The sequence below is a fragment of the Actinophytocola xanthii genome, assembly GCF_001921205.1.
In the GTDB taxonomy this organism is placed as follows: Bacteria; Actinomycetota; Actinomycetes; order Mycobacteriales; family Pseudonocardiaceae; genus Actinophytocola; species Actinophytocola xanthii.
This window is the reverse complement of sequence record NZ_MSIE01000002.1, coordinates 275,544-289,198: the sequence shown is the minus strand read 5'-3', so window position 1 is coordinate 289,198 and position 13,655 is coordinate 275,544. Positions and strand designations below refer to the sequence as shown.

The 13,655-nt window shown below is 75.2% G+C and carries 12 protein-coding genes and 1 riboswitch; of the genes, 5 read left to right on the top strand and 7 right to left on the bottom strand.

Annotated features, from left to right (window positions below; genetic code table 11):
* Window positions 1–1,255, bottom strand: a 1,255-nt coding sequence (locus tag BU204_RS02910; RefSeq protein ID WP_158073387.1) for an ATP-binding protein, incomplete at its 3' end; no start/stop codon positions are given.
* Between the two features lie 49 nt (window positions 1,256–1,304).
* Window positions 1,305–1,462: riboswitch (cobalamin riboswitch) on the bottom strand.
* A gap of 52 nt (window positions 1,463–1,514) precedes the next feature.
* On the opposite strand from BU204_RS02910, the gene cbiE reads away from it, so the two are divergent.
* Both cbiE and BU204_RS02900 read left to right on the top strand, forming a co-directional pair.
* Entirely contained in the window at window positions 1,515–2,705 is a 1,191-nt protein-coding gene (gene cbiE / locus BU204_RS02905; protein WP_083660960.1) for a precorrin-6y C5,15-methyltransferase (decarboxylating) subunit CbiE, read from the top strand.
* Window positions 2,702–3,472, top strand: a complete 771-nt coding sequence (locus BU204_RS02900; protein WP_233159081.1) for a cobalt-precorrin-4/precorrin-4 C(11)-methyltransferase — start codon at window positions 2,702–2,704, stop codon at window positions 3,470–3,472. Before cbiE ends, BU204_RS02900 begins: the two co-directional genes overlap by 4 nt.
* On the opposite strand, the gene BU204_RS02895 is transcribed toward BU204_RS02900, so the two are convergent.
* The 3 genes from BU204_RS02895 to BU204_RS02885 are packed head-to-tail and all read right to left on the bottom strand — an operon-like array spanning window position 3,457 to window position 6,502.
* Window positions 3,457–4,977, bottom strand: a complete 1,521-nt coding sequence (locus tag BU204_RS02895) for a precorrin-2 C(20)-methyltransferase (RefSeq protein ID WP_075123913.1) — start codon at window positions 4,975–4,977, stop codon at window positions 3,457–3,459. The two genes, BU204_RS02900 and BU204_RS02895, sit on opposite strands and share 16 nt — an antisense overlap.
* The gene (locus tag BU204_RS02890) at window positions 4,974–5,645 is read right to left on the bottom strand and encodes a precorrin-8X methylmutase (RefSeq protein ID WP_075123912.1); all 672 of its coding nucleotides are present in this window, start codon (window positions 5,643–5,645) and stop codon (window positions 4,974–4,976) included. The genes BU204_RS02895 and BU204_RS02890 overlap by 4 nt, the downstream gene beginning before the upstream one ends.
* Window positions 5,642–6,502: a hypothetical protein gene (locus tag BU204_RS02885; RefSeq protein ID WP_075123911.1), complete on the bottom strand. Its 861-nt coding sequence runs from the start codon at window positions 6,500–6,502 to the stop codon at window positions 5,642–5,644. Before BU204_RS02885 ends, BU204_RS02890 begins: the two co-directional genes overlap by 4 nt.
* Before the next feature lie 39 nt (window positions 6,503–6,541).
* On the opposite strand from BU204_RS02885, the gene BU204_RS02880 reads away from it, so the two are divergent.
* From BU204_RS02880 to cobF, 3 genes are all read left to right on the top strand, one after another.
* On the top strand, window positions 6,542–7,201 hold the full coding sequence (locus BU204_RS02880) for a (2Fe-2S)-binding protein (RefSeq protein ID WP_075123910.1): 660 nt from the start codon (window positions 6,542–6,544) through the stop codon (window positions 7,199–7,201).
* Between the two features lie 157 nt (window positions 7,202–7,358).
* Window positions 7,359–10,940 carry a cobaltochelatase subunit CobN gene (gene cobN, locus BU204_RS02875; RefSeq protein WP_075123909.1) on the top strand — a complete coding sequence of 1,194 codons (3,582 nt, stop codon included), beginning with the start codon at window positions 7,359–7,361 and terminating at the stop codon, window positions 10,938–10,940.
* The gene (cobF, locus tag BU204_RS02870) at window positions 10,937–11,704 is read left to right on the top strand and encodes a precorrin-6A synthase (deacetylating) (RefSeq protein WP_075123908.1); all 768 of its coding nucleotides are present in this window, start codon (window positions 10,937–10,939) and stop codon (window positions 11,702–11,704) included. Before cobN ends, cobF begins: the two co-directional genes overlap by 4 nt.
* Before the next feature lie 10 nt (window positions 11,705–11,714).
* Here cobF and BU204_RS02865 read toward each other — a convergent pair whose 3' ends face one another.
* Genes BU204_RS02865 through BU204_RS02855 form a run of 3 tightly spaced genes read right to left on the bottom strand, consistent with a single transcriptional unit; the run spans window position 11,715 to window position 13,653 of the window.
* Window positions 11,715–12,140: a hypothetical protein gene (locus tag BU204_RS02865; protein WP_198942746.1), complete on the bottom strand. Its 426-nt coding sequence runs from the start codon at window positions 12,138–12,140 to the stop codon at window positions 11,715–11,717.
* A 17-nt stretch (window positions 12,141–12,157) separates the two neighbouring features.
* Complete coding sequence (locus BU204_RS02860) at window positions 12,158–13,357, bottom strand: WXG100 family type VII secretion target (RefSeq protein ID WP_075123907.1); 1,200 nt, start codon at window positions 13,355–13,357, stop codon at window positions 12,158–12,160.
* A complete protein-coding gene (locus BU204_RS02855; RefSeq protein ID WP_075123906.1) occupies window positions 13,357–13,653 on the bottom strand; it encodes a hypothetical protein in 297 nt (98 codons plus the stop codon). The genes BU204_RS02860 and BU204_RS02855 overlap by 1 nt, the downstream gene beginning before the upstream one ends.
* Between the last annotated feature and the right edge of the window lie 2 nt (window positions 13,654–13,655).

Genomic DNA, 13,655 nt, shown 5'->3' with positions numbered 1-13,655 from the left:
CGGTGCGGGCGGCGGACCGCCGGCCGGCCTCGCCGCGGCCGACGCCGGCGACGGTGAACAGCCTGGCGCGGTAGGGCTCGCCGACCGGAGCGGTGGTCGTCGACGGGTCGGTCGCCGGCCGCTGCCCGTTGGCCGGCGGGTCGGCCGGGCCGGTCGGCGGCCGGCCGTCCCGGTCACGCTCGCCGCCGTCATCGCCGCCCCCGTCATCGTCGCCGCCGGACGGGGGGTCCGGCTCTGGCTCCGGTTCCGGCTCGTCGAGCAGCTGGTCGAGCTGGTCCTCGTCCAGACCGGGGGCGTCGAACGGGTTGCGGCGGCGGCGGTGCGGCAGCGCGAGCCGGGCGGCGACCCTCAGGTCCTCGCTGGTGATCCTGGTCCGCCCCCGCCAGGCGGCGTGCGCGGCGGCGGCGCGCGCCATCACGATGTCCGCCCGCATGCCGTCGACCTCGAACGCGGCGCAGATCTCCGCGATCCGCAACAGCGTCGGCTCGTCCAGCTCGACCCGGGGAAGCAGCGCGCGGGCGGCGACGATCCGTTCCCGCAGCCGGTTCTGCTCGGCGGTGAAGCGGGCGGCGAACCCGTCGGGGTCGGCGTCGTAGGCCAGCCGCGAGCGCACCACCTCGGCACGCAGCCGCGGGTCGCGGGAGGCGGCCACCTCGACGGTGAGACCGAAGCGGTCCAGCAGCTGCGGGCGGAGCTCGCCCTCCTCGGGGTTCATCGTGCCGACCAGGACGAACCGGGCGGCGTGCTCGACCGACACGCCGTCGCGCTCGACGCTGGCCCGGCCGGTGGCGGCGGCGTCGAGCAGCACGTCCACGAGGTGGTCGTGCAGCAGGTTGACCTCGTCGACGTAGAGGATGCCGCGGTGCGCGCGGGCCAGCAGCCCTGGCTCGTACTCCGCGACGCCTTCGGCCAGCGCGCGCTGCAGGTGCAGCGAGCCGAGCACCCGGTCCTCGGTCGCGCCGACGGGCAGCTCGACGAGCCGCACCGGCCGGGTCTCGACCGGCGTGTCCTCGGGAAACGGCCCGTCCGGCGACAGCGGCGCGGGGTCGCGCGGGTCGGAGGAGAACCGGTCCCCCGCGATCACCTCGATCGGCGGCAGCACCTCGGCGAGCGCGCGGACGGCGGTGGTCTTCGCGGTGCCCTTCTCGCCCCGCACGAGGACACCGCCGACGTCGGGCGCGACCGCCGCGAGGAGCAGGGCGAGGACCAGGTCGTCGGACCCGACGACGGCAGACAGGGGGTACTGCTGTGGCATTCGGGGCTCCCGCTCTCAGTGCCAACGAGGCGACGGACGCGGGCCGCGTCCGTCGTCAGGCGCCGAGGCCGGTCTTCGGACTTCCCGGATCGAGCTCCGGGTCACCGCAGCGGGCCCTGTGCCGGACTCTCACCGGCTTCCCGATTCTCCCTGCCGCCACCGGCATCGCACCGGCGCGGCGTGGGCACCTCGGGCCTGGTCCTCGCAGCATAGCCGTCTGCCGGCAGCCGTCCCCGCTCGCGTACCGTGGCCTGCCGTGATGCTGCACGTGGTCGGGATCGGCGCGGACGGCTGGGACGTGCTGCCCGAGCCGACGCGCGCCCTGGTGCGCTCGGCCGAGGTCGTGCTCGGCGCGCCACGGCAGCTCGGCCTGCTGCCCGAGATCGCGAACCAGCGGCGGACGGCCTGGCCCTCGCCGCTGCGCGAGCGGCTGCCCGGGCTGCTCGCCGACCTGGCCGGGGAGCTGGACCGGGCCGCCGTGGTGGCGCTCGCGTCCGGTGACCCGCTGGTGGCGGGAATCGGGTCGACGCTGGTCGAGCTGCTCGGCCCGGAGTCGGTCACCGTGCACCCGGCGGTCTCCTCGGTGGCGCTCGCCCGGGCGAGGCTGGGGTGGCCCGCCGAGACGGTCGAAGTGGTCCGCGACCCGGGAACGGTGGTGCGCCACCTCGCCCCGGGGCGGCGGATCCTCGTGCTCTCCCAGGACGCCGCCACCCCGACACAGGTCGCGCGGGCACTGGTCGGGAGCGGGTTCGGGGCGAGCGGGTTCACCGTCCTCGCCGACCTCGGGGCGGCGACCGAGTCGGTGCGCCGGAGCACCGCCGCGGCCTGGACCGGGGACGCTCCAGCGCTGCACGTGCTGGCCGTCGAGTGCGCCGGCGGTCCCGCCCACGGTCTGCTCGCCGGTCTGCCGGACGACGCGTTCGAGTCCGACGGGCAGCTCACCCGGCGCGACCCCCGCGCCGGCGCGCTCGCCCGGCTCGCACCGCTGCCCGGAAACCTGTTGTGGGACATCGGCGCGGGAGCGGGTTCGGTCGCGATCGAGTGGCTGCGCGCGCACCCCACCTGCCGTGCGGTGGCCGTGGAACGGGTTCCGGAGCGCGCCGCGCGCATCGCGCGCAACGCCGCCAGCCTCGGTGTGCCGGCGTTGACCGTGGTGACCGGGGCGGCGCCGGCCGCGCTGGCCGACCTGCCCGCCCCGGACGCGGTGTTCGTCGGCGGCGGCGCCTCGGCACCGGGCGTGCTGGACGCGTGCTGGTCCGCGTTACCGCGCGGGGGACGGCTCGTCGCGCACGGCGTGACGATCGAGACCGAGGCGGTGCTCGCGAGGGCCTACGGCGAGCGGGGCGGCGAGCTCGTCCGGATCTCGGTCGAGCACGCCGCCCCGCTCGGCGGGCTCACCGGCTTCGCACCGGCGCGAACCGTGACCCAGTGGGCGGTGACCAAGCCGTGAGGGTCGTGCACTTCGTCGGGGCCGGTCCCGGCGCCGCGGACCTGCTGACCCTGCGTGCCGTCGAGTTGCTCAACGAGACCGACCTCTGCGTCTTCCCGGGCACGTACCTGGACGAGGCGGTGCTCGGGCACTGCCCGGCCGGCGCGCGGCTGGTCGACTCCCAGCACCTCGACCTGGACGAGATCGTCACCGAGCTGGTGGCGGCGCACCGCGCCGGGCTGCGCGTGGTCCGGTTGTGCTCCGGCGACACCGCGCTGTACTCGGCGCTCCACGAGCAGACCCGGCGCCTCGACCGGGCCGGCGTGCCGTGGGACGTGACCCCGGGCGTCCCGGCCTACGCCGCGGCCGCCGCGCGGATCGGCCACGAGCTGACCGTTCCGGAGGTGGCGCAGTCGGTCGTGCTGACCAGGACCCGGGCCAGGTCGACCGCGATGCCCTCCGGCGAGACCCTGGCCGCCTTCGCCGCGACCGGTGCGACGCTGGTCCTGCACCTGGCGATCACCCGTACCCGGGTCCTGGCCAAGGAGCTCACCGGGTTCTACGGGCCGGACTGCCCGGTCGTCGTCGTCGCCAACGCCTCCCAGCCCGCCGAGGTCGTGCTGCGCGGCACCCTCGCCGACATCGCCGACCGGGTGGACCGGGCGCGGCTGCGGCGGGCCGCGGTGATCATGGTGGGGCCCGCGCTCGGGGTCGGCGTCACGGGCGCCGAGTCCTACCTCTACGACCCGGCCAGGGACCGCCCCGCGCGGGGTCAGCCCTCCACGTAGCGGGGCGTCCACACCCGGCCGGCCGAGCTCACGCGGGTGCTGGTGGCGCCGATGATGAGCAGGCAGCGCATGTCGACCGACTCCGGGTCCAGGTCGGCCAGCGTGGTCACGGTGAGCGACTCGCCGGGCCGGCCGATGTCCCTCGCGACCACGACCACGGTGTCCGCGGGGCGGTGCGCCAGCAGGATCCGGCGCAGCTCGTCGACCTGCGTCGTGCGCGTGCGCGAGCGCGGGTTGTACACCGCGAGCACCAGGTCGGACCGCGCCGTGGCCTGGACGCGGCGCTCGATGACCGACCAGGGCTTGAGCCGGTCGGACAGGCTGAGCACGGCGAAGTCGGCGCCGATCGGCGCGCCCGCCCGCGCCGCCGCAGCCTGCACGGCGCTGACCCCGGGCACGACGCGGACGTGCACGTCGGCGTAGGCGGGGTCCTCGGCCGCCTCGAACACCGCCGACGCCATCCCGAACACCCCGGCGTCGCCGCCGGACACCACCGCCACTCGCTCGCCCTCCGCGGCCAGGTCGAGCGCGAACCGGGCCCGGTCCAGCTCGACCGTGTTGCCCGAGGCGTGCCGGCGCAGCCCAGGTCGCTGCGGGACCCGGTCGACGTAGGGCGCGTAGCCGACGACGTGGTCCACCTCGCCGAGCACCCGTGCAGCCTCCGGGGTGAGCCACTCCTCGGCGCCGGGGCCGAGCCCCACCACGACGACCTCCGCACCCGCGGTCGACCCGGCGGAGGGCGCCGGTCGCGGGTCGTCGTACCGGCGTCGTCCGGCGTGGGTGTCGCCGGGAACCACGATCAGCGAGAAGTACGGCACGTCGGCGGGGTCCACCTCGCTCACCGGCAGCCACCGCTGGTCGTCCATCGCCGCACGCTCGACGTACCACGCGTCGGAGAGCCGGCCCGCCTCGGCCAGCGCGGCCCGCACCTCGGGGAACGTCCGGCCGAGCTTCATGATGACCGCCGCGTCGGTGTCGGCCAACCGGCGGGCCAGCTCGGGGCGCGGCAACGTGCCCTGGAGCACGGTGAGCACGTCGGCCTGCCGGGCCAGCGGTGTCCCCAGCGCGGCGGTCGCGGCGGCGAACGCGGGCACGCCGGGCACCACCTCGGTCTCGTAGCGCTCGCCCAACCGGTCGTGGACGTACATGTAGGAGCCGTAGAACAACGGGTCGCCCTCGGCCAGCACGACCACGTCCCGGCCTCGCTCCAGGTGCGCGCCCAACGTCGTCGCACAGCGTTCGTAGAACTGCGCCATGGCCCCCGCGTAGCCGCCGGGGTGGTCGGTGATGCCGGTGGTGACCGGGTACTCCAGCAGCTCCTCGATAACACCGGCCCGGACGTACGGGTCGGCGATCCGCCGGGCGTTGGAGCGCCTGCGTGGGCCCTGGTGATAGGCGATGACGTCGGCCCGCTCGATGATCCTGGCCGCCTTGACGGTGACCAGCTCCGGATCTCCCGGGCCGAGCCCCACGCCGTAGAGCCGACCCGCCGCCGGCGGGGTCACTCCTGCTCCCTGGCCAGCGCGTTGACCGCGGCCGCGGCGAGCGCCGAGCCGCCGCGCCGGCCGTGAACGGTCAGGAACGGCACGTCGATCCCGTGCTCGGCGGAGAACGAGGCGAGCGCCTCCTTGGACTCCGCGGCGCCGATGAAACCCACCGGCACGCCGATGATCGCCGCCGGCGGCGGAGCACCGTCGGCCAACAGCTCCAGCAGGTGGAACAGCGCCGTCGGCGCGTTGCCGATCGCGACGACCGACCCGGCGAGCGAGTCGGCCCACAGCGACACGGCGGCCGCGCTGCGGGTCGTGCCCCACGCCCGGGCGAGGTCGGGCACCCGCGGGTCGCCGAGCAGGCAGCGCACGTCGTTGGCGCGCGGCAGCCGCGCCCTGGTGACCCCGGAGGCGACCATGGTCGCGTCGGTGAGCACCGGTGCGCCCGCCCGCAGCGCGGCGCGGGCGCTCTTCACCAGCGCGGGATGGACCACCAGGGCCGCGGCCAGGTCGGTCTGCCCGGTGGCGTGGACCATCCGCACGGCGACCTTCTCCGCGTCGGCCGGCAGGTGGGACAGGTCGGTCTCCGCGCGGATGGTGGCGAACGACTCCGCGTAGATCGCCGCGCCGTCGCGCACGTAGTCGTAGCGCGGCGTCGGTGCCGCGAGCTCACCGGTGGTCATGACGACTCCTCCACCACGATGCCGCGCCAGGGCGTGACGACCAGGCCGGCCGCGCCGGCCAACCGTTCGGCGAGCGGCCGCCGCACCAGCCCGTCCGGGACTGCCAGCACCTCGAGGCGCCGGCCGTCGGCCCCGAGGACCCGGCCGGGGGGCGGCGGGTCGGCGGCGACCTCGGTCGCCGGGTGCCGGGGCACACCGGCGCCGAGCACGGACGGGTCGGGAAGCTCGTCGACGTGCCAGCTGGCGCTCGGCCCGGTGCCGCGCACCCGCGTGAACTCCCCCGCGAGCCGGGCCAGCTCCGATGCCGCCCGGTCGGCGGGAACGACCGGACCCCAGCCCGTCGCCCCGATCCGCAGCTGCACCCGCGCCGCGTCGAGCGCGACCAGGCCCAGGTCGAGGTCGCGCCGGGCGACGTCGCCCCGCCCGTCGTCGAGGACGAACAGGAACCGACCACCGAGACCGGCCAGCGCCGGGTCGGCGAGCAGGGCGTCGTCGAGCGCCCGGACGACGGGCCGCAGGTCCAGCCGCCCGCCGTGCAGCCCGGTCAGCGGCGAGACCAGGATGTTCCGGACCAGCTCGTGGGTGCGCGAGGGCAGCAGGCCCGCGGCGGCGACGGCGTCGACCAGCCCGGCGGCGACGGCGCCGCCCTCGGTGCCGATGCCGCGCAGCTGGAGGTTGGCCCGCCTGGTCAACAGCACCGTCCCGTCGCCGTACCGCTCGGCCGCGTCCACCACCCTGAGCAGAGCGTCCGGGCTGATCCGACCGCCAGGCACGCGGAGCCGGACGATCGCGCCGTCATCGGCCGCCCACGGGCGGAACACCCCCGGGCAGCGGTCCTGGTAGGTGCGCGTGGCCACGGCGCCATAGTGCCATCCGGCCCGTGTCACGATGTGGCCATGCCCGACGCCGACCCCGACGACCTGGCGGGGCTCGGCCCGTTCTTCGGCGTGCGGCGGGCGGTCGACGGCGACCGCTGGCTGCCCCTGCGTGACCTGCTGCGCGAACCGGTGCTCGCCGCCCGGGTGCGGCACGTCCACACGGTGCTCGCCGAGCGCGCCGGGGTCGAGATCGAACCCAGGGTCGCGGCGTCGACGATGTCCCTCGGCCTGTTCGCGCGCGTGGTCTCCCCCGTGCTCGGCGCCGCCGTCCTCGGCGTCCCGCTGCCCCGGCCCACCCTGGACGACACCTGGTGGCGGCCGGTCGAGCAGGGCCCGTGGCCGCTCGCGCTGACCGGCCCCGACGCCCGCCCCCGGTTCTCCGACCTGGTCGCCGACGTGCTGGAACCGCTCGTGGAGGCGCTGGCCGGGCAGTACGCGCTGTCCCGGCGCGTGCTGCGGGGCAACATCGCCTCGGCCGCGCTCGGCGCGGTCCACATGATCGGCACCGCCCGGCCCGGCCTGGCGGCCGCCGCCCTCGACGTCGGCGCCGCCCTCCTCGCCGGCCCGCTCGCCGGCACCGGCGAGCTGCGCGGCGGCTTCCGGCGGTCCTCCTGCTGCCTCTACTACCGGATCCCCGGCGGCGGGTACTGCGGCGACTGCGTGCTCGCCGACCGTTAGTGTGGGACGTGTCCGCTGGCCGCGGACCAGGAACTCCGGTGCGACTCCGGGGCGGTTCCGCCACTGTGAACCGGCGCCTCCACGGGCCGGTCAGCCAGACACTGACCGCGGCCGCTGCCTGCCGTCCGGGGCGAGAACCCCGCGAGGAGGAACCCGCATGCCCAGCGTCGCGCTGCTGTCCACATCCGACACCGACCTGCTGTCCGCGCGGGCGTCGGGCGCCGACTACCGATGGGCCAACCCCGCCCGCCTCGACCTCGCCGATCTGCCGGCGGCCGTCGACGGCGCCGACGTGGTCGTGGTACGCCTGCTGGGTACCGCGGAGTCGTGGCGGGAGGGCTTCGCCGCGCTGCGCGCGAGCGGCCTGCCGCTGGTGGTGCTGGGCGGCGAGCAGACCCCGGACGCCGAGCTGATGCGACTGTCCACAGTGCCCGCCGGCATCGCCGCGGACGCCCACCGCTACCTCGCCGAGGGCGGCCCGGTCAACCTGGCCCAGCTGCACGCCTTCCTCTCCGACACCGTGCTGCTGACCGGTGCGGGCTTCGAACAGCCCGTGACCGTGCCCGCCTGGGGACTCGCCGAGCGGGACATCCCGGCCGGCGACCTGCCCAGGATCGGCATCCTCTACTACCGCGCCCACGAGACCAGCGGGAACACCGCGTTCGCGCACGCGCTCGCCGACGCCGTCGACGCCACCGGTCAGGCCGTGGGAGTGCCGATCTTCTCCACCTCGCTGCGTTCGGCGCCGGACGAGCTGTACGCCGCTCTGGGCACCCTGGACGCGCTGGTGGTCACCGTGCTCGCCGCCGGCGGCGTCACACCCGCCGGGGCGAGCGCGGGCGGCGACGACGAGGCGTGGGACGTGGCGCGGATCCGGGCCCTGGACATCCCCGTCCTGCAGGGCCTGTGCCTGACCGCCAGCCGCGAGGAGTGGCTGGCCTCCGACGACGGCGTGACCCCGCTGGACTCCGCCACCCAGATCGCGATCCCCGAGTTCGACGGGCGCATCATCACCGCGCCGTTCTCGTTCAAGGAGGTCGACCCCGACGGCCTGCCGCACTACGTGGCCGACCCGGAGCGCTGCGCGCGGGTCGCCGGGATCGCGGTCGCGCACGCCCGGCTGCGGCACACCCCGCCGGCGCGGCGGCGGATCGCGCTGATGCTCTCCGCGTACCCGACCAAGCACAGCCGGGTCGGCAACGCCGTCGGCCTGGACACGCCGGTGTCGGCGGTCCGCCTCCTGCGCCGCATGCGCTCGGCGGGCTACGACGTCGGCGACCTGCCGGCCCTCGACCTCGCCGACGACACCGAGGCCGGCAACGCGCTGATCCACGCCCTGATCGCGGCCGGCGGGCAGGACGAGGAGTGGCTGACCCAGGGCCAGCTCACCGACGCGCACGTGCGCATCCCCGCGCGGGACTACGAGCAGTGGTTCGCCGGCCTCGACCCCGCACTGCGGGCCTCGGTCACCCAGGCGTGGGGGCCGCCGCCCGGCGCGCTGTTCGTGAACGACGCCAAGGAGATCGTGCTCGCCACGATCCGGGCGGGCAACGTGCTGCTGCTGATCCAGCCGCCACGGGGCTTCGGCGAGAACCCCGTCGCGATCTACCACGACCCCGAGCTGGCGCCCTCCCACCACTACCTGGCCGCCTACCGCTGGCTGGAGCACGGGTTCGGCGCGCATGCCGTCGTGCACCTCGGCAAGCACGGTTCGATGGAGTGGCTACCGGGCAAGAACGCCGCGCTCTCGGCGGCCTGCGCGAGCGACGCGACGATCGGGAACCTGCCGCTGGTGTACCCGTTCCTGGTCAACGACCCCGGCGAGGGGGCCCAGGCCAAACGACGTGCGCACGCCACGATCGTCGACCACCTGGTGCCGCCGATGGCCCGCGCGGAGACCTACGGCGACATCGCCCGCCTCGAACAGCTCCTGGACGAGCACGCCAACATCGCCGCCATGGACCCGGCCAAGCTGCCCGCGATCCGTGCCGAGATCTGGACGCTGATGCAGGCCGCGCACATGCACCGCGACCTCGGCCTCGACGAGCGCCCGCCGGACACCGAGTTCGACGACTTCATCCTGCACGTGGACGGCTGGCTGTGCGAGGTGAAGGACGCGCAGATCCGCGACGGCCTGCACGTCCTCGGCCAGGCGCCGAGCGGGCAGGCCCGCGTCGACCTGGTGCTCGCGATCCTGCGCGCCAGCCAGGTCTGGGGCGGCGAGACCGCCGCGGTGCCAGGGCTGCGCACCGCGCTGGGCCTGAAGGAGGGCAGCGAGCAGACCCGCACCGTCGACGCGGTCGAGGCCGCCGCCAGGGCGCTGGTCGACGGGATGGAGGAGGCGGGCTGGGACCCGGCGGCGGCCGCACGGCTGCACTCCGACCCCGAGGTCGTCCGCGTGCTGGAGTTCGCCGCCACCGAGGTGGTGCCCCGCCTGGCCGCCACCAGCGACGAGCTCGACGCGGTCCTGCACGCGCTGGACGGGGGCTACGTCCCCGCCGGGCCGTCCGGCTCGCCGCTGCGCGGGCTGGTCAACGTCCTGCCCACCGGCCGCAACTTCTACACGGTGGACCCGCGCGCGGTCCCCTCGCGTCTCGCCTACGAGACCGGTGTCGCCATGGCCGACTCGCTGCTCGCCCGCCACCTCGCCGAGACCGGCGAGTACCCCACGTCGGTCGGCCTCTCGGTGTGGGGCACCTCGGCCATGCGGACCTCCGGCGACGACATCGCCGAGGTGCTCGCCCTGCTCGGCGTGCGTCCGGTCTGGGACCCGGCGTCGCGTCGCGTCCGGGACCTGGAGGTCGTACCGCCCGCCGAGCTCGGCCGGCCGCGGGTGGACGTGACGGTCCGCATCTCCGGGTTCTTCCGCGACGCCTTCCCCCACGTCGTGGCGATGCTGGACGACGCGGTCCGGCTGGTCGCCGCGCTCGAGGAGACCGACGAGCAGAACCACGTCCGCGCGCACGTCCGAGCCGACCTCGCCGCGCACGGCGACGAGCGCCGGGCGACGACCCGGATCTTCGGCTCCGCACCCGGCTCCTACGGCGCCGGCATCCTCCAGGTGATCGAGTCCGGCTCCTGGCGCGACGACGCCGACCTCTCCGAGGTGTACACCGCCTGGGGCGGCTTCGCCTACGGACGAGGGCTCGACGGCCACCCGGCCGCCGAGGACATGCGGACCAACTACCGCCGCATCCAGGTCGCCGCGAAGAACATCGACACCCGCGAGCACGACATCGCCGACTCCGACGACTACTTCCAGTACCACGGCGGCATGATCGCCACGGTCCGGGCGCTCACCGGCGCCGACCCGAAGGCCTACGTCGGGGACTCCACCACCCCCGACGCCGTCCGCACCCGCACGCTGCAGGAGGAGACCAACCGGGTCTTCCGCTCCCGGGTGGTGAACCCGCGGTGGGTCGGCGCGATGCGCCGGCACGGGTACAAGGGGGCCTTCGAGCTGGCGGCGACCGTGGACTACCTGTTCGGGTTCGACGCCACGACGGGTGTCGTGCACGACTGGATGTACGAGCGGCTGGCCCGTGAGTACGTCTTGGACGAGACCAACCAGGAGTTCATGCGCCAGGCCAACCCGTGGGCGCTGCGCGGGATCGTCGAGCGTCTGCACGAGGCCGCGGACCGCGGGCTGTGGGCCGAGCCCGCCCCCGAGCTGCTGGCCGAGCTCCAGTCGGTGTACCTGTCGATCGAGGGCGACCTCGAGGAGGGGACGGGGCCGTGACCCGGCGCCTGGTCCTCATCGGCGTCGGGCCCGGAGGTCCCGACCAGGTCACCGTCGAGGCGGTCCGCGCCATGAACGAGGTCGACTTCGTCGTCGTGACCGAGAAGCGGCGGCCCGGCGGCGACCCGCTGGCCGCCGCCCGCGCGGAGCTGCTGGCCCGCCACGCGGCCGACGTCCCCGAGGTGGTCCTTGTCCAGGACGCGGAACGGGACCGGACCCCCTCCGGCACCGCGGACCCGGCGGACTACCGCCGGGCCGTCGCCGAGTGGCACGCGGCCCGAGCCGACCGGTACGCGGCGGCGCTGTCCACCCGGGACGGGGACGCCGGGTTCCTCGTCTGGGGCGACCCCGCCCTCTACGACTCGACGATCCGGGTACTGGAACGCGTCGCCGACGCGGTCGGCGCCACGCTGGAGGTCGTGCCGGGCGTGTCGAGCCTGTCCCTGCTCGCAGCGCGCCACCGGATCGTGCCCCACGGCGTCGGGGAGCCGCTGCACGTCACCACCGGTCGCCTGCTCCCCGACGCCGTCGCGCAGGGACATCCCAACATCGCGGTCCTGCTCAACCGCTCCCTCGACGAGCTCCGCGCGGTCGACCCGGCCGGCTGGCTGGTCTGGTGGGGCGCCAACCTCGCCACCCCGAGCGAGCGCCTGGTGTCCGGCCCGCTGGCCGACGTGCTCCCCGAGATCGAGGCCACCCGCGCCGCCGCGAGGCACGAGGCCGGCTGGCTGATGGACGTCTACCTGCTCCGCCGCGACCGTTGACCAGACCCCGTCAGCGCAGCCGCTCGATCTCCTCGGGGACGGTGTCCGCGGTCTCCGGCGAGATCGCGGTCTTGGTCCAGGTCCCGTCGGCCGCGCGGTCGACGTGGGCGGTGCCCACGTCCGCGGAGAGGATCCACAGCTGGTCGGCCGAGGACAGCCAGGTGACGCCGACGCCGTGGCGGGTGCTGTAGGCGTAGTCGTCGCGGAACACCTCGTGGCCGTCGGTGTCGGTGACCACCACGACCCGGGTCGCCACCCCGTCCTGCTCCGGGCCCGCGACCAGGGACGCGGTGAACTCGCCGGACGGGGACCGCTGGGGCCGGTCCAGCTCGACGTACCGGTCCTCGCCGCCGCCGCGGTCGCCGCCGAACATCGAGCACCCCACCACCACGGTGAGCGCGATGACCAGGCCACCGGCCAGCAGTATTCGGGACACGGACCCTCCTCCTCGGTTCACGGCGCCGGATACCCCGAGATGCTCAGCACGTTCCCCTGGGCGTCCAGTGTCACCGTCGTTCGCTTGTCCCAGTTGATGTGGATGTCGTACGGGTCGGCCGCGCCGAGCGTGACGACCTCGGCCAGCCCGCTCTTCCACCGGTCGGTGCTGTACTGCGGGTTCGGGTCGATCGTGTCGTGCCAGGTGTAGCTGCCGTCGATGGTGACCTCGTAGGTGCCGTCCGCGCGCGGGGAGACGGTGGTGTTCCCGGCGAACTGGAAGCCGCCGGCATCGGAGTTGGTGCCGTGCAGGTACTCGTAGCCGACGATGCCCTCGCCGTTCTGGATCTCGGCGGGAAAGCGTTGGTCGAACGAGCCGGTCGGGCCGTCGCCGGCGAGGTAGCCGCTCAACGCCTGCTGCGCCTGCTCCTGGGCCGGTCCGACGAGCTGACGGCTCAGCTGCTCGTTCGAGGTCATGTACCTCGTCCAGTCCTCGTCGTCGTCGATCGTCCAGTCGCCGCCGCCGCTGAGGTAGCGGTCCAGGATCGCCCGGCCCGCCCAGTCGGAGTCGAAGTGGCTGTTGCCGCGGCTGCCGCCCTCCTCGCGACCGAACAGGTCGTCGGTGCGCAGGCGGGCGCCCCAGTCGCCGTCGGAGCCACGCCGGTCCCGGTCGCCACCGGCGTTCCGGTCGTCGTCCCCGCCGGTGCCGGCGGCGATCGTCTGGGTCTGCAGCGTGCCCATGCTCGCGACGAACTGGTTGCGGCCCTCGTTCGCGTCGGACCGCGCCGAGACGACCTCGCCGATCAACTCGGCCACCGCGCCCGCCTTGTCCGGGCTGGCCACCACGAACCGGGCCACCGCGAACGGGTTTCCGAACAGGGCCTCCTGCGGCAGCCCCATCGACTCCGCTCGCCGCAGGGCGGCGGCGGAGCGCTGCTGCGCCGAGGAAAGCTCCGCGGACAGCGTCCGGTACGCGGTGGCGGCCGTGGACAGGGAGGTCGGCAGCTTGCCGAGCGTGCCGACCTGCCGGCCCGCCCTGGCCCGGTACGCCGTGCCGGCCGGCCCCCGCCACGTGGCGTCCGTGCCCTCGGCGCTGCGCCGCAGTGCCGTGGCCAGCCCGTCGACCGACTCGGCGGACCTCGCCAGGACGTCGGCGGTGGCGGCGAGCTGGGCCGGGTCGCCGCCGATCAGGGCGGTTGCCGAGGTGTACTGGGGCATCACGGCCTCCCCAGGAGCGTGGTGAACCGGCGGTCGAGGCCCTCGTCGGTCTCCTGGTAGAGGACGGCACAGGCGTCGACCCCGCCGCTGTCGTCGACCAGCTGGTCACGCAGCTTGGCGACCAGGTCGGCGACGGCACCCGGACCGATCCGGCCCATCTCGTCGCTGTCCGGCCGGCCCGTGTCCGCGGTCACGGCCCCGAGCGAGTCGGCCACCGAGCCCGCCGCGCCGCCGTGCTCGGTCAGCTGCCCGGTCAGCTGGCGCAGCACCGAGAGATCACATTCGAACCCGTTCATGT

Excerpts from the sequence above, each read along its gene's own strand:
- BU204_RS02855 (WP_075123906.1), bottom strand. The coding sequence starts at position 13,653 with ATGAACGGGTTCGAATGTGATCTCTCGGTGCTGCGCCAGCTGACCGGG.
- cobN (WP_075123909.1), top strand. The coding sequence starts at position 7,359 with ATGCCCAGCGTCGCGCTGCTGTCCACATCCGACACCGACCTGCTGTCC.
- BU204_RS02860 (WP_075123907.1), bottom strand. The coding sequence starts at position 13,357 with ATGCCCCAGTACACCTCGGCAACCGCCCTGATCGGCGGCGACCCGGCC.
- BU204_RS02880 (WP_075123910.1), top strand. The coding sequence starts at position 6,542 with ATGCCCGACGCCGACCCCGACGACCTGGCGGGGCTCGGCCCGTTCTTC.
- cbiE (WP_083660960.1), top strand. The coding sequence starts at position 1,515 with ATGCTGCACGTGGTCGGGATCGGCGCGGACGGCTGGGACGTGCTGCCC.
- BU204_RS02890 (WP_075123912.1), bottom strand. The coding sequence starts at position 5,645 with ATGACCACCGGTGAGCTCGCGGCACCGACGCCGCGCTACGACTACGTG.